The following is a 17,348-nucleotide window of genomic DNA, read 5'->3' as shown; positions in this document are numbered from 1 at the left end:
TGATGCGGAGGAAGACCGCCATTCTAGGGCGTGTCGGCATGCAGGTGCCCGTCGCGCAGCCACAGGTGGCGGTCCGCCAGCCCCGGCGGCACCGCGCCGTGGGTGATCAGCAGCAGGCTGCGGCCATCGAGCAGATCGGGCAGTTCGCGCAGCAGCGCATCGGCCGTGTCGTGGTCCAGGCCCTCGGTCGGTTCGTCGAGCACCACCAGCGCGGCATCGCGCAGCAGCGCACGGGCCAGCGCCAGCCGCCGCGCCTGCCCCCCGGACATCGTGATGCCGGCCTCGCCGACCCAGGCATCGAGCCCGCCCAGCGCGCGCGCCCAGTCGGCCAGCCGCACCCGCGCCAGCATCGCCCACAGCTGCGCGTCGTCGGCCTGCGGCGCACCGAACACCAGGTTGTCGCGCACACTGCCGGCGAACACCGGAGCGTTCTGCGGCAACCAGGCGATCCGCGCGAACCAGTCGCGCTGGCGCACGTGACGCAGGTCGACGCCGCCGAACGTCAGCGTGCCCGCATCGGGCTCGGCACTGCGCAGCAGCAACGCCGCAAGCGTGGACTTGCCGCCGCCGCTGTCGCCGCCGATCGTCACGCGCTCGCCCGGCGCGACCGAAAGCGTCAGCCCGCGCAGCACCGGCCGGTCCTGGCCCGGCCAGGCGAAGGTCACCTCGTCGAAATGCAGCGCCCCGGCGGCCGGCAAGGCCACCGGCGCCGCGGGATCGACGACCGTCGGCTCGGTGCCGGCCACCGCGTCCAGACGCGCGATCGATGCACGTGCAGCCAGCAGCGCCTGCCAGGCCAGGCCGGCCCCGGCCCAGGCCTCGAACAACCCGATCGCGAGGAAGAACAGCGCCGCCGCATGCGCGGCCGGCAGCGCCCCGCCCAGCGCGCAGGCGCCGACGATCCACAAGGTGCCGACCAGGCCAACACCGGTCGCCACCCCATGCCACAGGCCGCCGTCCGCCAGCTGCCGCCGGCGCACGCGCTCGGCATCGCCCACCGCTTGTGCGTCGGCATCGACGCGGGCCAACCAGCCATCGGCCACGCCCAGTGCTGCGAGATCGGCCTGCCCGTCGTAGAGCTCATGCAGGCGGGCGCGCAACTCGGCCCGGCGCCGCGCCCGCTCGGCCTCGGCCGCCGACCGCCCGCGGGCGACCAGCCAGGGCACGCCGAGCCCGGTGGCCAGCGCGACCAGCGCCAGCCAGGCCGCGGTCGGCGGGTGCAGCCAGGCGGCAACGCCCAGGCCCGCCACGCCGAGCGCGAGCAGTGCCAGCAATGGGCCGGTCGCGCGCAACAGCAGACCGTCCACCGCGTCGATGTCGCCCAGCAGCCGCGCCAGCAGATCGCCGGTGCGCAGGCGCCCCAACTGGCCGGGCGTGAGCCGCAGCGCGCGTGCGAAGAACCAGCTGCGCAGGTCGCGGGCGATGCGCAGCATCGCGTCGTGGCCGGCGAGCTTTTCGACATAGCGCGACGCGATGCGCGCGAAGGTCAGCGCCCGGATGCCGGCCGACGGGGTGAAGAAGTTGAAGCTGCCCAGGGTGCCGAAGGTCAGCGCGCTCGCCGCGATGAAGCCACCCGACAGCCCCAGCAGCGCGACGCCGGACACCAGCGTCAGCGCCAGCAGGCCGATCGCCGCGGCCACGCGCCCGCGATGGCGACGCAGCAGCATGCGGGTGCTGGCGATGGCGCGATCGGAGGCCGCGCTCATCGCACCGACTCCACGGGCGACTCGAGCGGCGCCACCAGCGGACCCGGCAAGCGCCAGACCGCGTCGGCCCAGTCCATGACGGCCTGGCTGTGCGTGGCGACGATCACGGTGCAGTCGCGCAGCGAAGCGTCGAGTGCGGCGAGCAGGTCGGCTTCGGTCGCAGGATCCAGAAACGCCGTCGGCTCATCGAGCAGCAGCAACTGCGGCCGCAGCAGCAACGCGCGCGCCAGCGCCACACGACGCGCCTGCCCACCCGACAGCCCGAAGCCATGCTCGCCGATGGGCGTGTCCAAGCCCTCGGGCAGGCGCGCGGCAAACCGCATGACCTGCGCGATCTGCGCCGCCTCGTGCACCGCAGCCTCATCGGCCTGCGGCGCGCCGATGCGCAGGTTGTCGCGCAGGCTGCCCTGGAACAGCCACGGCCGCTGCCCGGCCAAGGCGATCCGGGTGCCGGCCGGCACGTGGATGCGACCGCACTCGGGCGGCAGCCAGCCGGCGAGCGCGTCGAGCAGCGTGCTCTTGCCGCCGCCGCTGGGCGCGACGATCGCCAGGCGCTGCCCGGCCGGGATATCGCGCGAGGCGCCGGCCAGCGCCGGCATTGCAGCGCCGGGATGGCGCAGCGTGATCGCCTCGATCCGCACCGCCGGCGCACCGGTCGCCACCGGTGCGGGATCGATCGCCGGCGCGGCATCGAGCGCAGGCCGGGTGCCGTCGAACGCGGCCTCGACCTCGGCGACTGCGGCCAGTGCGTTCGCACGATCGTGGTAATGCCCGGCCAGACGACGCATCGGCCCGTGGAACTCCGGCGCCAGCAGCAGGCAGAACAGGCCGATCGCCAGGCTCGGGGCCGGGTCGCGCAACGCGATCAGCCCCAGGTAGCTGAAGCCGAAATACAGCGCCACCAGCGCGACACTGACCGAGGCGAAGAACTCGAGCACCGTCGAGGACAGAAACGCGATGCGCAGCACGCGCATGCTGCGCACGCGGATGGTTTCGGTGGCCTCGCCGACCTGCGCCAGCTCCGCTTCACCGCGGCCGTAGACCCGGATCAGGTCGAGCCCACGCAAGCGATCGGTGAAATGCGCCCCGGCCCTGGCGAGCGCCGACAGCTGCGCGCGGCCGGCGGCCTCGGCGCGCATGCCGATCAGCGCCATGAAGAACGGCGCCAGCGGCGCGGCCGCCAACAGCAGCAGACCGACGATCCAATCGGCGGCGAACACCGCCACCAGCAGCACCGGCGGCACCAGCATCACCTCGGCGCGCGCGAGCAGGTAGCCGCCGAAGTACGGCGCGGCGGCATCGACATGGCCGGTGGACAGCGCGACCAGTTCGCCGCTGCGGCGCCCCCGCAGCCACACCGGACCGCGCGCGATCGCTGCACGTGCCAGCCCCACGCGCATGCGCGTCAGCGTGTCCTCGACCGCATCGGCGGCCGCGCGCTGCCCGATCCATCCCAGCAGCGTGCGCGCCAGCAAGGCGACCGCCAGCAGCGCGAGCGGCGCACGCAGCGCATCGAGTCCGCGTCCGTCGATCAGCGCCGCATCCAGCCCCCAGGCGATCGCCGCGGCCTGGGGCACCAGCAGCCAGCCGGCGAGCACTTGGCTGGCCTGGGCCACGCGATGGCGCGACCGGCTCGGCAGCAGTTGCGCATCGAGCCATTGCAGGCGAAGACGACGAGGACCGGTCGGGTCCTTTCCTTGCGGCGGCGAGGTCATGAATCGGAAACATCCAGCAGCGGATGACGGCGACCCCATTGTCGGTATCGCGTCGTGCCCGCTATTATCGCAGCCCGCCGCGCCGACGACGCCACCGCCCTCCTCCAGAGGCCGATCGCCCCCCGTCGAACACGCCCCCCTTGCCCTGGTGACGGGTGCATCGGTAGAATGCGCGGCTACACCTGTCGGGGTGTAGCTCAGTCTGGTAGAGCGCTACGTTCGGGACGTAGAGGTCGCAGGTTCGAATCCTGTCTCCCCGACCAATCTGGTGATCCGAAACCGGCCGTCGTGCCGGTTTTCGTTTATCTAAGGCCGTGCCCGGTTCGCGGCATGCGATGCCGCCCGCCATGACCCCCACGCCCCACACCGTCCGTCCACCGATCGCCTTGCGCACGGTGCGCCTGGTGGTGCTGCTGGGCATCGCGCTGTCAGCCTTCAACCTGCGCACCGCGGTGACCTCGCTGACCCCGCTGCTCGACCTGCTCGGCGCCCAATTCGGCTTCGGCTCGGCCACTGCAGGCGTGCTGGGCATGCTGCCCACCGCGGCCTTCGCCGTCTTCGGCGTGACCACGCCGATGCTCGCGCGCCGCGTCGGCATCGAGCGCACGGCATTGCTGGCGATGCTGCTCGCCACTGCCGGTCTGGTGCTGCGCTCGTGCGCCGGTGGCGTGGGCCTGCTGATGGCCGGGTCGATCGTCGCGCTGGCCGGTATGGGCATCGGCAACGTGGTGCTGCCGCCACTGGTCAAACGCTACTTCCCCGATCGGGTCGGCGCGGTCTCCACGCTCTACATCACCGTGTTGCAGTTGGGCACGATGCTGCCCGCACTGCTGGCCGTGCCGCTGGCCGAGGCCGCCGGCTGGCGGGTGGCGCTCGGCGCCTGGACCTTGACCGCGCTGGCCGCGGCGTTGCCGTGGGTCGGCCTGCTGGCGATGGCGCGGCGACGCGGCAGCGGCGTCCGCGTCGATGGCCCGTCGACCGCCGTGGCCAGCGTCCCGTCCGGCGGCGCGCGCGGCCGGGCGTGGCGCTCGCCGGTCGCCTGGGGCATGGCGATGATGTTCGGCACCACCTCGCTAATCACCTACGCGATGTTCACCTGGTTGCCGACCCTGCTCAGCGAAGCCGGCGCCTCGCCTGCCTTCGGCGGCACGATGGTGGCGCTGTTCTCCGCACTCGGCCTGGTCAGTGCACTGGGTATGCCCGCGCTTGCGGTACGTGTACGCAATCCGTTCGCGATCGTGCTGCTGTGCGCCTGTTGCCATATCGCAGCGTTCTCCGGCTTGCTGCTCGCACCGATGGCCGCGCCGGTGCTGTGGGTCGTGCTGTTGGGCCTGGGCCCGTCGACGTTTCCGCTGGCGCTGACGCTGATCAACCTGCGTACGCGCACGCCCGCCGGCTCGGCCGCGCTGTCGGGCTTCATGCAGGGCGTGGGCTACACGCTCAGCTGCGCCGGCCCGCTGCTGTTCGGCGTGCTGCACGGCGCGACCGGCGGTTGGCACTGGCCGTTCGCGATGCTCTACGGCTTCGTCGGCGTGTTGCTGGTCGGTGGCTGGCTGGCCTGCAAGCCGCGCGCGCTCGAGGACAGCTGGTAACGGCGACGCACGCTGGCGCCGGGGCTGCCGTCAGCGGTTCGATCGGGGATCGCTTTACGCCACCCAACGCAGGAATCGCACGTACAGCCAATAGAACACGCCGAGCAACGGGAGCGGCAGCAACACCAGGGTCGCCACGCGTGCCGGTGGCGACAGGCCCGGCGCCGGCACATCGACGCCGACCGCATCGAGCAACAGGAGCGTCGCCAGCAACGACCACAGGTTGCACATCAGCAGCGCCATACCACGATAGAACAGGCGATGCGGACGCGACGGATGGTCGATTGCCGCCTCTGCCGGACGCAGCGCGAAGCTACCTTGCATCAACGCGACCTGGCCGACGATGCCGCCGAACAGTTGGAAGAGAAAGACGAAGGGGATCAACAGACAGCGGTCCATATCCGGCGAGGCCAATCGCAGGGATCGGTGGTCGCGTTCGGTCACAGACGCCTGAATCTGCGCAGCGCGGCGGCTGCACCGCAGTCGCTGCGCCGTGAACTTCCCGGGCGGGCCTCGTATCCTGCGCACTCACGATAGCGCAGCCGATTCCCATGGACCAAACGCCCAGCCACGTCACCGGCCCCAGCGAGACGCCCCTGCTCGAGGAGACCGTCGGCGCGATGCTCGCGCGCGTGGCGGCCCAGCACTCCGATCGCGAGGCGCTGGTCGTCCCGTCGCAATCGGTGCGGCTCAGTTACCGCGCATTCGATGCCGCGGTCACACGGCTGGCCGCGGGCCTGCTCGCGCTGGGACTCGAACCGGGCGATCGCATCGGCATCTGGTCGCTCAACCGCGCCGAATGGGTGCTGATGCAGTTCGCGTCCGCGCGCGCCGGGCTGGTCCTGGTCAACATCAACCCGGCCTACCGTACGCACGAGCTCGAGTACGCGCTGACGCGTGTCGGTTGCGCAGCGCTGGTGCTGGCGCGTGCGTTCAAGACCTCCGACTACCTTGGCTTGCTGCGCGAACTGGCCCCTGAACTCGACAGCGCGACACCCGGCGCACTGCAGGCCGCCCGCCTGCCCGACTTGCGCCAGGTCCTGGTGCTCGGCGACGGTGACGATGTGCCCGGCACGCTGCGCTTCGACACCGTGGCCGCCTGCGACGCCCCCGACGCACACGCCCGGCTGGCGGCCTTGCAGGACCGCCTGTCCCCGGACGATGCGATCAACATCCAGTTCACCTCCGGCACCACGGGCGCGCCGAAGGGCGCGACGCTGAGCCACCGCAACATCGTCAACAACGGCTGGTTCGTCGGCGAGGCCATGCGCCTGACCGAGGCCGACCGGCTGTGCATCCCGGTGCCGTTCTATCACTGCTTCGGCATGGTGCTGGGCAACCTGGCCTGCGTCACCCACGGGGCGTGCATGGTGATTCCCGGCGAAGGCTTCGACCCGCTGACGACCCTGCAGACGGTCGAGCGCGAGCGCTGCACCGGCCTGCATGGCGTGCCGACGATGTTCATCGCCGAGCTCGACCACCCGCGCTTTGGCGACTTCGACCTGTCGTCGCTGCGCACCGGGATCATGGCCGGCTCGCCCTGCCCGATCGAGGTCATGAAGAAGGTCGTCGAGCGCATGCACATGCGCGAGGTCACCATCGCCTACGGCATGACCGAGACCAGTCCGGTGAGCTTCCAGACCACACCCGACGACCCGCTCGACCGGCGCGTCGACTCGGTCGGCCGGGTGCATCCGCACGTCGAGGTGCGCATCGTCGACAAGGACGGCGTGGTCGTGGCGCGCGGCGAGACCGGCGAACTGCAGACCCGCGGTTACTCGGTCATGCGCGGCTACTGGGGCGAACCGGCACGCACCGCCGAAGTGCTCGACGCCGACGGCTGGATGCACACCGGCGACCTGGCCACGCTCGACGCCGATGGCTACTGCCGGATCGTCGGCCGGCTCAAGGACATGCTCATCCGCGGCGGCGAGAACATCTATCCGCGCGAGATCGAGGAATTCCTGCACACCCACCCTGCCGTCGCCGACGTGCAGGTGTTCGGCGTGCCGGACGCGCGCTTCGGCGAGGAAGTCTGCGCCTGGATCCGCCTGGCCGAGGGTGCGACGTGCACCGCCGATGAGATCCGCGCGTTCTGCCGCGGCCGCATCGCCCACTACAAGATTCCGCGCGACATCGAATTCGTCGATGGCTTCCCGATGACGATCACCGGCAAGGTGCAGAAGTATCTGATGCGCGAGATCGCTTCAGGCCGCAGGTCCGCGCCGAACTGACGGCCGGCGCGTCAGGTGCAGAGCGGGCAGCCCGCTACGGGTGCCGCACCTGACCGGTCCCGCAAACGACGAAGCGCTCGACGGTCAGCGCCTCCAGACCCATCGGCCCGTAGGCATGCAGGCGTGTGGTCGAGATGCCGATCTCCGCGCCCAGGCCCAGCTCGCCGCCGTCACTGAAGCGCGACGAGGCGTTGACCATCACCACCGCTGCGCGAAGCGCCGCGACGAAGCGGGTGGCGTTGTCGTCGTCGCGCGTGGCGATGACCTCGGTGTGGTCGGAACCGAAGCGCTGGATGTGCGCAATCGCGTCGTCGAGCGAGTCGACCACGCGCGCGGCGATGATGAGGTCGAGGAACTCGGCGGCGTAGTCGTCCTCGCTCGCCTCGGCGACGTCGCCGGCCAGGGCACGGACGCGCGCATCGCCGCGGACTTCGACGCCGGCCGCCTGCAACGCCTGCACCGCACGCGGCACGAACGTCGCGGCGATGTCGGCATGCACCAGCAGTGTCTCGAGCGCGTTGCAGGCGCTGGGGCGGCTGGTCTTGCCGTCGATCAGCATCCGCAATGCAACCTCGGGATCGGCGCTGGCATCGACGAACAAATGGCACACGCCCTTGTAGTGCTTGATCACCGGCACCCGGGCGTGCTCGGCGACGAAGCGGATCAGGCCTTCGCCGCCGCGCGGGATCGCCAGGTCGACAATCTCGTTGAGCTGCAACAGGGCGAGCATGGTCTCGCGGCGCAGGTCGGTCACCAGGGTCAACGCGTCGGGGCCGACGCCGTGCGCGGCGATCGCCTCGCGCAGCGCGGCGGCGATCGCGGTGCTGGAGTGGATCGCCTCGCTGCCGCCACGCAGGATCACCCCATTGCCGGCCTTGATGCACAGCGCCGCGGCATCGGCGGTCACGTTCGGGCGCGCCTCGTAGATCATCGCGATCACGCCCAGCGGCACGCGCATCTTGCGCACGTGCAGGCCGTTGGGGCGCACATCGTCGCGGGTCACCTGCCCGACCGGATCGGGCAACCCCGCCACCTCGCGCACCGCCGCCGACACGCCCGCCAGCCGCACCGCGTCCAGGCGCAGGCGATCGAGCAACGCGCCGCCGGTGCCGCGCGCCTGCGCCGCCTCGAGGTCGCGCGCGTTGGCGGCCAGAATCGTCTCGGCATGCGCGTCCAGTGCATCGGCCATCGCGCGCAGCAGCGCGTCGCGTGCCGCGGTCCCCAGGCCGGCCAGCGTACAGGCGGCGTCACGGCACGCCAGGGCCTGATCGCGGATGGTCTGCATGTCGGCTCCTGTGCCCAATGAACAGGGCGTCACCCTAGCATCGCCGAGCCGGCGTCGGCGCGCCGGGGCGGCTAATCCAGCGTCGGCAACGCCACACGCGTGGGGCGTGCAGGCAGGTACAGCACCTCGAGCGTGCGCGCCGCCTCCACGCGCGCCAACCGCAACGGCGCGATCGCGCGCTTGGCGACGACCGTATGGGTGACGCCGGCACGATCGACGAAGCGCAGGCGCAGGGCGATGACGGGTGCTTCGTTGATCACCGTACCGGTGTGCTCGGCCGACAGCACCTCGGCCACCGCCGGCGCGCCGGCGTAGCGCAGCTCGACGGAGACAGGTACGACGTGGCGCCGCAGCAACCGCACGACGAAGGCCAGCGCCGCCGCCAGCAGCAGCATCGCGATCGCCAGTCCGAACTCGGCCTGCCCATGACCGAACATCTCCGACCACTCGCCGCCGGCCTGGTAATGGCGCAGCCGCAGGCGCCAGGCGCACAGCGCGGCGATGCCCAGCGGCAGCAGCGGCAAGGCCCCGGCCCAGATGCCCGGGCGCGAACGCGCGCCCTCGATCAACAGTCGCGGCGCGCGACGCGGGTCCGGCGCCAGCCGCACCATCAGGCGCCCACCGGGCACGAATCGGCGCAGTTGCGGCCGGGTGTCGACCAGCGTCACCGCGTCCTGGATCCGATGTCCGCTCAGGTTGTCGAACGCCAAGGTCACCGTGGTCGCCGGGCCCGGCCCTGCGCTCGCCGCGAGCACCTCGGCCTCGCGGCGAACGCCAGCGGCGGCGATCCGGCGCAAGCGCCACCAGTGCCGCAGCGGCCACGCCGCAGCCCACAGCGCCACCAGCACCAGCAGTGCCATCGCCGCAAGCACCACCATCAGTTCGATCATCGGGTCGCCTCCGACGCCGGCGCGCCCGGCGCCAACGGCTGCGTGTCGCGTGTGCGCGCCAGGTAGCGCCAGCCGGTGCCGCTGCCCGGCTCCACCCGCAACAGCACATCCGAGCGCGCATCGTCGCTACGTCCAACGGCCAGCAGCGCGCCGTCGCGTGCGCGCCAGATCGCATCGAGCCGCTCCACCTCCAGCGCCAGCGTCCAGCGCACTTGCCCGTCCTCGCCGACCGCACTGAGCAGTTGCGGCGCACCGCGCGCCGCATGGGTGGCGTGAAGCACCAGGCGATCGCGCGCCGCGCCGACCGTCCACAGGGCGTTGTCGGCCGCGAGCGGCGCATGCCGCAGCAGGCCGCGCATCGCGTTCACGTACGCATTGCGCGCAGCGCGCGTCTGCCGTGCTTGCGCATTGGCCTGCTGCCGTTGCGCACGGTAGGCGGCCATCGCGCGCGTGTACTCCAACTGCTCGGCGCTGAACTGGCGCAGCGCGGCCGGCAGCTGCGCACGGTAGCGCGCCCGTGCCTGTCGATAGGCGGCCTCGTTGGGAAAGTCGGACGGCTCGCGCCCGAAATGCGGCATGCGCGGCGACTCGGGCTTCGGCACGTCATGTTCCGGTCCGACCTGCGACAGCGCCGTGTCGACGGCCAGCGGCGCGCGCACCGGATCACGCAGGAACACGCCACGGATGAACACCGCCTCGCCCACCGGCGCGAAGCGATTGGTCTAGGGCGATCGCCAATCCAGTCGTCCACGCAGCATTTGACGGCGCGCATCGAGCATGTCGTCGCCGGCGCGCTCGCGCCCGGCGGCCACCGCCTGCGCCTGCGCCGGTGTCGCCAGCAGCGTCCAGCTACCGTCGGCGTCGACCGCCGCCGAGGCCGACGCCAGCGCAGACGCGGCCATCCCGGGGTCGGCCTTCTCGAACAGCGTCGCCGGATCGATCTCGTCTGCAGCCGTCGCCGCCAGCGTGTCGCCGTCGATACGCCAGCTGCGGCCCTGTACGTCGACGACGGCCAACTGCCCGGCCTGCGCGTCGTAGCGCGCCCGTTCCACCGGTGCGGCCAGGGGGCCGTCCGGCTTTTCACGGTGGCCATCGGCACGGCCGAAGGCATAGACCGCATTGCGCCAGGCAAACAGATAGCGCTGCGATGCACCCAGCAGTGCGCCGCGGCCCCAGTCGCGGCCTTGCGCATCCTCGGCGTCCAAGCGCCGGCTCCACAGCAACCGGCCGTCGCGCACGTCCACGACTTGCGCGTACTGACGCGAGCGACTGCGCACGATGCCGTTCTCGACCGCGTGCGCGCGCGTGTCCTCGAGCACGAACGCCATCTGCGGCGCGCTTGCATCGTCGAGCAGCAGCGGCCCGGACTGGATCCGGCTATCGGCATAGCGCGAGAGCTGCCAGCTCACCAGCAACGGAAGGCCGGCCACCAGCGCAAGGCCCAGGCCCACAGCCGCGACGGTCTTGAACATCGAGCCGCGCATCATCGCTCCCCCGTTGCTTCGACGCCCGCGGCGCGCGGCCGCGCCGGTCCGGCGCTCTCACCGGTCGCCAACCGCGGATTCACGTCAGCGCCAGATCGTCGCGGTGGACGATATTGCCGCCGTAGCTATAGCCGAGCACCGACTCGATGTCGCGCGTGTGCCGGCGCAACAGGCGGCGGATGTCATCCGCCGAATACTGGCTGACGCCACGCGCGACCGCATCCTGGCCATCGCCATCGCGCCGCACGATCTCGACCAGGTCGCCGCGACGGAACGCCCCCTCGACCGCGACCACGCCGCCGGGCAACAGCGACGCGCCCTTCTCCACCAGCGCGTGCGCGGCGCCGGCATCGACGACCAGCGCGCCAGGCTCTGCGGGCGCGTTGCGCAGCCAGTGCTTGCGCGCCGCCAGCCGGGTGCGCAGCGCATGGATGCGGGTGCCGGTCAGCCGGTCATGGGCCAGCGCCTCGAGCACATCGGCGCGACGGCCGTTGAACAGCACGGTCGCGATGCCGGCCGAGGCCGCGCGCTGAGCGGCTTCGAGCTTGGTGCGCATGCCGCCGGTGCCGACGCTGCTGCCCGCACCGCCCGCCACCGCGAGCAACGCCCCGCTCATCTGCGCGACCACCGGCATCGGCCGTGCGAACGGCTCGACCCGCGGGTCGGCGTCGTAGAGGCCATCGATGTCGGTGGCGATGAACAACACCTCGGCATCGACCAGCGCGGCGACGATCGCAGCGAGGTTGTCGTTGTCGCCCAGCTTGAGTTCGTCCACCGACACCGTGTCGTTCTCGTTGACGACCGGCAAGGCGCGGTGGCGCAGCAACGCCTGCAACGTGGCGCGCGCATTGAGATACCGGCGACGGTTGCGCAGGTCGTCGTGGGTCAGCAGCACCTGCGCCACGGGCCGCTCGAAGAAGCCCTGCCAGAACCCGGTCAGCCGGGCCTGGCCGAGCGCGGCCAGCGCCTGGCGCTCGGCCATCGGCGCGCCCGGCTCGCCGCCGGCCTGCAGGATCGCGCGGCCGGCGGCCACCGCCCCCGACGAGACCAGCACGACCTCGCGCCCGGCCGCATGCGCGACGCGCACGAAGCCGGCCAGCGCGGCGGCGTACTGCGGCGACAGCCCGCCGCCATCGGCGGCCAGCAGACTGCTGCCGACCTTGAGCACCGCGCGCCGCCAGGGTGGCAGCGGCTGCTCGGGGAACGCTTGCGTGTCGGAGGCGGTCATCGGCCGGATTTCAGCGGGTATGCCACTCGTAGACGATGAGATCGCTGGTCTGCTGCAGCGCCAGCGGATCGGCTGCGACGATCGCGCGCGCAGCCTCCAGCGAGGCGACATTGCGCAACAGATACGCACCGCCGCTGCCATCACCGAAACCGCCGGTCATCTCCAGCACGCCGCGCGCGCGCAGATCATCGAGGAAGGCCTTGTGCGGTGCGATGACCGCGTCGTCGAAATCCGATCGCCGCATGGCCAGCACCAGATATCGGGTGACCGTGCTCATGCCAGCGCCTCCCAGCGCGCACGCAAGGCATCCAGCCGCAGGTCGGCGGCCCCGCCCGGCGAGGTCCGCGCGGCCAGGCTGCCTTCGGGCGTGCGGCCCTGGCCGGCGGTGTCGGCGCTGGCCGCAGCCGCCTGGTAGGCCTCCCGGAACGGCACGCCGGCGATCGCCGCCTCGACCGCGACGTCGGTCGCGTACATGCCCGAATCGACCGCCGCGCGCAGCCGGTCCTCGCGCCATTCCAGGTTCGCCAGCAGCGCCGGCAACAGCTCCAGCGCCGCCAGCCCGCGACCGAAGCCGTGGACGATCGCGCCCTTGGAGCTCTGCAGGTCGCGGTGGTAGCCCGACGGCAGCGACAGCAGCTGCTCGATCTCGGTGCGCGCCGCCGCGACGCTGGCGTGCGTGGCGCGCATCAGCTCGACGACATCGGGATTGCGCTTGTTGGGCATGATCGAGCTGCCGGTGGTGTACTGCGCCGGCAACGCGACAAAGCCGTACTCGGCGCTGGTGAACTGCGACAGGTCCCAGGCCAGGCGACGCAGGTCGAGCGTCGCGCTGCCCAGCGCCTCGAGCGCGGCGAGTTCGAACTTGCCGCGCGAAAGCTGCGCGTAGACCGGCGAGACCTGCAACCGCGCGAACCCCAGCGCGGCCGTCGTGTGGTCGCGATCGAGCGCCAGGTTCACGCCGTAACCGGCCGCCGTGCCCAGCGGATTGCAGTCGATCAGCGCCAGGGTGTCGGCCGCGCGCACCGCATCGTCGATGAAGGCCTCCGCCCAGCCCGACCACCACATGCCGCCCGAGGACAGCACCGCGCGCTGGATGTGGGTGTAGCCGGGAATCGGCAGGTCGCGCTCGGCCTCGGCACGATCCAGCGCGATCTTGGCGATCTCGCGCGACAGCGCGGCCAGACGCGCCAGCTTCTCCTTCAGCCACAGGCGGGTGGCGACCAGCACCTGGTCGTTGCGGCTGCGGCCGGTGTGGATGCGCCGGCCGGCATCGCCCAGGCGCTCGGTCAGGCGCGCCTCGATCGCCGAATGGCCATCCTCGAAACGGTCGTCGAGCACGAACGCGCCGCTGCGGAAGTCCTCGGCCAGCGTCGCCAGCTCGCGCTCCAGGCCGGCGAGTTCGTCAGACGACAGGATGCCCACACGCTGCAGTCCTTGCGCATGCGCAGCGCTCGCGGCGATGTCGTGCAGGAAGAACGCTCGGTCGAGGATCACGTCGTCGCCGGCCAGGAACGCTTGGATCTGGGTGTCGACAGCGACGCCAGGCTTCTGCCAGAGAAGATTGCTCATCGAAATGCGTCTCGGAATGGGCTTGTGTTGGATGCCCGCACAGGGATGTGCGAGCGCTTGCCAGCGACTCGCGTCACTGGATCGAAGTCAGTTCGGCGAACCCCAGCGCGCGGTTGAGATTCTGCATCGCCTGCGTCGCCGCGCCCTTGAGCAGGTTGTCGAGCGTGGCGACCACGACCACACGGCCGTTGCCCTGGGCCATCGTGAAGCCGCCGACCTGGGCGCCGTGATGGCCGGCGATGCGGCTCACCCAAGGTGCCTCGTCGACTACCTCGATCAACGGCTCGTCAGCGTAGCGGGTCTCGAAGCGCGCCTTGACCGCATCGCGCGACAGCGGTGCGCGCAGCCACAGGTTCACGGTCATCGTGATGCCGCGGAAATGCGGCGCCACGTGCGGCATGAACTCGACCGGCACGCCGAGCCGGGCCGAGACCTCGCGCTCGTGCACATGGCCGGTCAGCGCGTAGGGCATCAGATTGTCGGCCAGCAGCGCGACATTGTTCTTGTCCGACGGCGTGGTGCCCGCGCCCGAGTAACCGGACACGCCGAAGCATTGCGGCGGGCCGGCGAGCTGGTCGAGCAGCGGCGCGATCGCCAGCTGCATCGCGGTGGCGTAGCAGCCCGGATTGCTGATGCGTCGCTGGCCGTTGTAGGTATCGCGGGTCAGTTCCGGCAGGCCGTAGTACCAGGCTGGATCGAACCGGTAGTCGGCCGACAGGTCGACGATCACCGTCTCGGGCCGGGACGCGTCGAGCGCCGCAACGAACGGCGCCGCCTTGCCATTGGGCAGCGCCAGGATGACCGCGTCCGCGCCCTTGGCCGCGACTGCGTCGGCATCGAGAGTCTCGAAGCGCAGTGCGCCCTGCCAGGCGTCGTTGTGGTCGGCCACGCGCTGGCCGTCGAGCTCGCGCGAGGACACGAACAACAGGTCCAGCCCCGGGTGCGCGGCGACGAGGCGGATCAGTTCGCTGCCGGTGTGGCCGCGCGCGCCGACGATGCCGATGGTCTTCTTGTCCCTCATGTCGGTGTCCTCAGCCCGCCAGCGTCGCGGCGCGCGTCGCGCAGTGTGCCACGCAACGCTGGATCTGCTCGAAGCCATCGAGGCCGTACCAGAACACCTTCCACTTCTCCTGCTTGATGCAGCCGTCGGATTCGGCGTAGTAGAAGATGTTGACCGGGTTTTGGTGACGCGAGCGCCAGAACAGCTGCGGCGTCTCCTCGCGCATCACCTGCCAGACTGCTCGGCCCAGGCCTTCGCCCTGAGCGTCGTCGAGCACGGCGAACTTGTCGAGGTAGGTGCTGCCCTCGGCCGCGGTCAGCACGACCGCAGCCCGATAGTTCTCGCTGACGTAGGCGCGCAACAGCGGCGTGCGCTCGAAGTAGTCGTCGGCCAGCGTACGTCCGAAGCTCGACTCGATCAGCGTGCGCAGCCGCGGCAGGTCGAGGGCGTGCCACGCGGTCGCGCGCAGCACGCGCTCGCCGCGCCGCACCAGCGTGCCCGAGCCCTTGTGCGTGAACAGTTCCTTGGCCAGGTCCGCGGGCCGGGTGATCGAGACCGACGAGGCCAGCGGCAGCCCTTCGAGCAGGTCCTTGATCTGCTCGATCTTGACCTTCATGCCGCCGTGCAGCCACGGCTGCCGGATCAGGTGATCGTATTCGGTCGACAGGTTGATCGAGTCGATGACCTTGCCGCTTTCATCGAGCAGCCCGCCGGTGCCGGTCAGGAAGATGATCTTGTAGGGCTGCAGCGTGCGCACCAGCTCGTTAGCGGCGAAGTCGGCGTTGACGTTGAGGATCTGGCCCGAGGCGGTCTCGCCCAGGCTGGTGATCACCGGGATCGAGCCGGCCTGCAGGCTGGCCTCGATCGGCGCCAGGTTGACGCGCTCCACCTCGCCCACCAGCCCGTAGGTCTCGCGATCGAGGTAATGGGCCTCGAACACGCCACCGGTGATCGAGGTCGCGCGCGCCCCGTTCTTCTGCAACGCCTCGACCAGGCGCAGGTTGGCGGCCTGGAACACGCGGCGCACGATCGCCAGGGCTTCGGGCGTGGTCACGCGCAGGCCGTCGACGGTCTTCTTCTCGATCCCGGCCGCCGACAGTTCGGCGTCGAGCTGCGGACCGGCGCCGTGCAGCACGATCGGCGTCAGGCCGACTTCCTGCAGGAACGACAGCGACGACGTCAGATCGTCGAGCTCGTCGCGCAGGACCGCGCCACCGACCTTGACCACGGCGAAACGCTTGGCATCGAGCTGCGAGAAGCGCTTGAGGTATTGGCTGATCTCTTTCGCGCTGGCCATGCTCGAAAGCAGGCGCACGATGGTCTGGCGGGTCTGTTGGTGTGCGTGCATGGGTCTGGGCTTGTGATGTGTCGCGCATGGAGGCGCGGACGGATGAGGAAGGACGGGCATCGCCGCGCGATCAGGCCGCGGCAGCGCGACGACGGCGCGCGACGGGCAGTGCGCTCATGGACGCGAGCCGCCGGCGATGATCCGATGCACCGCGGCGGCGTAGCGCTGCAGTTGGTCGAGGGTCACGAACTCGTCGGCGGTATGCGCCTGGGCGATGTCGCCCGGTCCGTACACCAGCGCGGTATGGCCGGCGGCCGAGAACAGCGAGGCCTCGGTCCAGAAATCGACCGCGTTGCCGATCGGCAGATCGAACGCATCGGCGATGTCGCGTGCGGCGAGCCGCCGCTCTTCCGCCCGCGCAGCACTTCCATCAAAAGCCGCGCCCGACGGCAGGCTCGGCCCACGGAACGTCTCTTGGAAATGCGCGGCGGCAGGCTCGGCGAAGCCGGCGAAGGTCGCCAGCAGCCCATCGACATCCATCGACGGCAGCGGCCGGAAGCCGAAGCGCAGTTCGGCCTCGGGCGCGATCATGTTGGCCTTGATTCCACCGTCGATCCGGCCGATGTTGAAGCGCAGCCCGGTCAGACCGCCGAAGCGCTCGGCGTCAAGCGAGGCGACGTGATCGAGCGCACGGTCGCCCCAGCGCACCGCCTGATGCAACGCACTCGCGGCCGGGTCCTGGCGCCCGGAGGCATGCCCGGCGCGGCCGGCGAAGCGCATCAGCACCGAGCTGATGCCGCGATGCGCGAGTACCGCCTCGCACTGCGTCGGCTCGGCGACCAGCACCGCATCGAACGACAGCCCACGCGCCAGGAACGCGGCGATGCAACGCGGATCGTTGGCTTCTTCGTCGGATGAGAACAGAAAGGCCGCGTCGCCGTCGCAGGCATTGGCCGCGGCGATCAACGCCGCGGCTGCGCCCTTGATGTCGCATACGCCCAGCCCGACCACGCGGTCGTCCAGGCGCCGCATCGTATGCGGATCGGCCGACCACGCCGGCGAGTCGGGCACGGTGTCCAGGTGCACGTTGAACAGTACCTTCGGCGCGCCGCGCACCGCATACAGGCTGACCGCGCCGGCGCCGTGGTCGATCACCTCGACCGCGAAGCCCGGCAACTGCGCACGGATGTAGTCGAAGATTCCGCCCTCGGCGGCGATCGCCCGCGGCGGATTGCGGGTATCGAAGGCCACCAGGTGTTCGAGATGGTCGAGAGTCTGTCCAAGCATGGATTGGCACGCCTTCAGAACTGCTTCTATCCGGCTGGAGGAGAGCCCCCTTCCAGCTGAAGGGGGCGCG

The 17,348-nt window shown here is 71.1% G+C and carries 15 protein-coding genes and 1 tRNA gene; 3 read left to right on the top strand and 13 right to left on the bottom strand.

All coding sequences use genetic code 11. The features are described from left to right. Positions 1 to 23 precede the first annotated feature (23 nt). Together cydC and cydD are read right to left on the bottom strand one after the other, a co-directional pair. A complete protein-coding gene (cydC, locus tag ABE487_RS06605; protein WP_346451724.1) occupies positions 24 to 1,706 on the bottom strand; it encodes a thiol reductant ABC exporter subunit CydC in 1,683 nt (560 codons plus the stop codon). Then, positions 1,703 to 3,421: a thiol reductant ABC exporter subunit CydD gene (cydD, locus tag ABE487_RS06600; protein ID WP_346442089.1), complete on the bottom strand. Its 1,719-nt coding sequence runs from the start codon at positions 3,419 to 3,421 to the stop codon at positions 1,703 to 1,705. Before cydD ends, cydC begins: the two co-directional genes overlap by 4 nt. 186 nt (positions 3,422 to 3,607) lie before the next feature. Between cydD and ABE487_RS06595 the strand changes: the two genes are divergently transcribed. Continuing rightward, positions 3,608 to 3,684: transfer RNA gene (locus ABE487_RS06595), tRNA-Pro, on the top strand. 84 nt (positions 3,685 to 3,768) lie between these two features. After that, the gene (locus ABE487_RS06590; protein ID WP_346447466.1) at positions 3,769 to 5,013 is read left to right on the top strand and encodes an MFS transporter; all 1,245 of its coding nucleotides are present in this window, start codon (positions 3,769 to 3,771) and stop codon (positions 5,011 to 5,013) included. A 54-nt stretch (positions 5,014 to 5,067) separates the two neighbouring features. Here ABE487_RS06590 and ABE487_RS06585 read toward each other — a convergent pair whose 3' ends face one another. Then, complete coding sequence (locus ABE487_RS06585) at positions 5,068 to 5,412, bottom strand: hypothetical protein (RefSeq protein ID WP_346451723.1); 345 nt, start codon at positions 5,410 to 5,412, stop codon at positions 5,068 to 5,070. A gap of 152 nt (positions 5,413 to 5,564) precedes the next feature. Here ABE487_RS06585 and ABE487_RS06580 point away from each other — a divergent pair, with 152 nt between their 5' ends. Next, positions 5,565 to 7,247: an AMP-binding protein gene (locus ABE487_RS06580; RefSeq protein ID WP_346442092.1), complete on the top strand. Its 1,683-nt coding sequence runs from the start codon at positions 5,565 to 5,567 to the stop codon at positions 7,245 to 7,247. Positions 7,248 to 7,281: 34 nt separating this feature from the next. Here the strand turns inward: ABE487_RS06580 and ABE487_RS06575 are convergent, their stop codons facing one another. The 10 genes from ABE487_RS06575 to ABE487_RS06530 form a co-directional block, all read right to left on the bottom strand. Beyond that, positions 7,282 to 8,532, bottom strand: a complete 1,251-nt coding sequence (locus tag ABE487_RS06575; protein WP_346442093.1) for a glutamate-5-semialdehyde dehydrogenase — start codon at positions 8,530 to 8,532, stop codon at positions 7,282 to 7,284. 71 nt (positions 8,533 to 8,603) lie between these two features. Beyond that, the gene (locus ABE487_RS06570) at positions 8,604 to 9,422 is read right to left on the bottom strand and encodes a hypothetical protein (RefSeq protein WP_346442094.1); all 819 of its coding nucleotides are present in this window, start codon (positions 9,420 to 9,422) and stop codon (positions 8,604 to 8,606) included. After that, positions 9,419 to 10,126, bottom strand: coding sequence for a hypothetical protein (locus ABE487_RS06565; protein ID WP_346451721.1), 708 nt, complete (start codon positions 10,124 to 10,126; stop codon positions 9,419 to 9,421). Before ABE487_RS06565 ends, ABE487_RS06570 begins: the two co-directional genes overlap by 4 nt. 18 nt (positions 10,127 to 10,144) lie before the next feature. Beyond that, a complete protein-coding gene (locus ABE487_RS06560) occupies positions 10,145 to 10,894 on the bottom strand; it encodes a PA2928 family protein (RefSeq protein WP_346451719.1) in 750 nt (249 codons plus the stop codon). Between the two features lie 91 nt (positions 10,895 to 10,985). After that, positions 10,986 to 12,134, bottom strand: coding sequence for a glutamate 5-kinase (gene proB, locus ABE487_RS06555; protein WP_346451718.1), 1,149 nt, complete (start codon positions 12,132 to 12,134; stop codon positions 10,986 to 10,988). Positions 12,135 to 12,144: 10 nt separating this feature from the next. Further along, positions 12,145 to 12,411 (bottom strand): YciI family protein, encoded by a 267-nt coding sequence (locus ABE487_RS06550; RefSeq protein ID WP_346451716.1) that lies wholly within the window; start codon positions 12,409 to 12,411, stop codon positions 12,145 to 12,147. Further along, positions 12,408 to 13,703, bottom strand: a complete 1,296-nt coding sequence (locus ABE487_RS06545) for an argininosuccinate lyase (protein WP_346451714.1) — start codon at positions 13,701 to 13,703, stop codon at positions 12,408 to 12,410. The genes ABE487_RS06550 and ABE487_RS06545 overlap by 4 nt, the downstream gene beginning before the upstream one ends. A gap of 73 nt (positions 13,704 to 13,776) precedes the next feature. Beyond that, positions 13,777 to 14,724 carry an N-acetyl-gamma-glutamyl-phosphate reductase gene (gene argC / locus ABE487_RS06540; protein WP_346442100.1) on the bottom strand — a complete coding sequence of 316 codons (948 nt, stop codon included), beginning with the start codon at positions 14,722 to 14,724 and terminating at the stop codon, positions 13,777 to 13,779. A gap of 10 nt (positions 14,725 to 14,734) precedes the next feature. Then, complete coding sequence (locus tag ABE487_RS06535) at positions 14,735 to 16,051, bottom strand: acetylglutamate kinase (protein WP_346451712.1); 1,317 nt, start codon at positions 16,049 to 16,051, stop codon at positions 14,735 to 14,737. A gap of 114 nt (positions 16,052 to 16,165) precedes the next feature. Continuing rightward, the gene (locus ABE487_RS06530; RefSeq protein WP_346447456.1) at positions 16,166 to 17,278 is read right to left on the bottom strand and encodes an acetylornithine deacetylase; all 1,113 of its coding nucleotides are present in this window, start codon (positions 17,276 to 17,278) and stop codon (positions 16,166 to 16,168) included. Positions 17,279 to 17,348 lie beyond the last annotated feature (70 nt).

Source organism: Luteimonas sp. TWI596 (assembly GCF_039674105.1).
Lineage (GTDB): Bacteria > Pseudomonadota > Gammaproteobacteria > Xanthomonadales > Xanthomonadaceae > Luteimonas.
This window is presented reverse-complemented; position numbering and strand designations above follow the sequence as displayed.

What these genes read in the sequence shown, in the direction of transcription:
- proB (WP_346451718.1), bottom strand. Translation starts at nt 12,134, where the DNA reads ATGACCGCCTCCGACACGCAAGCGTTCCCCGAGCAGCCGCTGCCACCC.
- ABE487_RS06535 (WP_346451712.1), bottom strand. Translation starts at nt 16,051, where the DNA reads ATGCACGCACACCAACAGACCCGCCAGACCATCGTGCGCCTGCTTTCG.
- ABE487_RS06575 (WP_346442093.1), bottom strand. Translation starts at nt 8,532, where the DNA reads ATGCAGACCATCCGCGATCAGGCCCTGGCGTGCCGTGACGCCGCCTGT.
- ABE487_RS06585 (WP_346451723.1), bottom strand. Translation starts at nt 5,412, where the DNA reads ATGGACCGCTGTCTGTTGATCCCCTTCGTCTTTCTCTTCCAACTGTTC.
- ABE487_RS06550 (WP_346451716.1), bottom strand. Translation starts at nt 12,411, where the DNA reads ATGAGCACGGTCACCCGATATCTGGTGCTGGCCATGCGGCGATCGGAT.
- cydC (WP_346451724.1), bottom strand. Translation starts at nt 1,706, where the DNA reads ATGAGCGCGGCCTCCGATCGCGCCATCGCCAGCACCCGCATGCTGCTG.
- argC (WP_346442100.1), bottom strand. Translation starts at nt 14,724, where the DNA reads ATGAGGGACAAGAAGACCATCGGCATCGTCGGCGCGCGCGGCCACACC.
- ABE487_RS06560 (WP_346451719.1), bottom strand. Translation starts at nt 10,894, where the DNA reads ATGTTCAAGACCGTCGCGGCTGTGGGCCTGGGCCTTGCGCTGGTGGCC.
- ABE487_RS06570 (WP_346442094.1), bottom strand. Translation starts at nt 9,422, where the DNA reads ATGATCGAACTGATGGTGGTGCTTGCGGCGATGGCACTGCTGGTGCTG.
- ABE487_RS06580 (WP_346442092.1), top strand. Translation starts at nt 5,565, where the DNA reads ATGGACCAAACGCCCAGCCACGTCACCGGCCCCAGCGAGACGCCCCTG.
- cydD (WP_346442089.1), bottom strand. Translation starts at nt 3,421, where the DNA reads ATGACCTCGCCGCCGCAAGGAAAGGACCCGACCGGTCCTCGTCGTCTT.
- ABE487_RS06530 (WP_346447456.1), bottom strand. Translation starts at nt 17,278, where the DNA reads ATGCTTGGACAGACTCTCGACCATCTCGAACACCTGGTGGCCTTCGAT.
- ABE487_RS06590 (WP_346447466.1), top strand. Translation starts at nt 3,769, where the DNA reads ATGACCCCCACGCCCCACACCGTCCGTCCACCGATCGCCTTGCGCACG.
- ABE487_RS06545 (WP_346451714.1), bottom strand. Translation starts at nt 13,703, where the DNA reads ATGAGCAATCTTCTCTGGCAGAAGCCTGGCGTCGCTGTCGACACCCAG.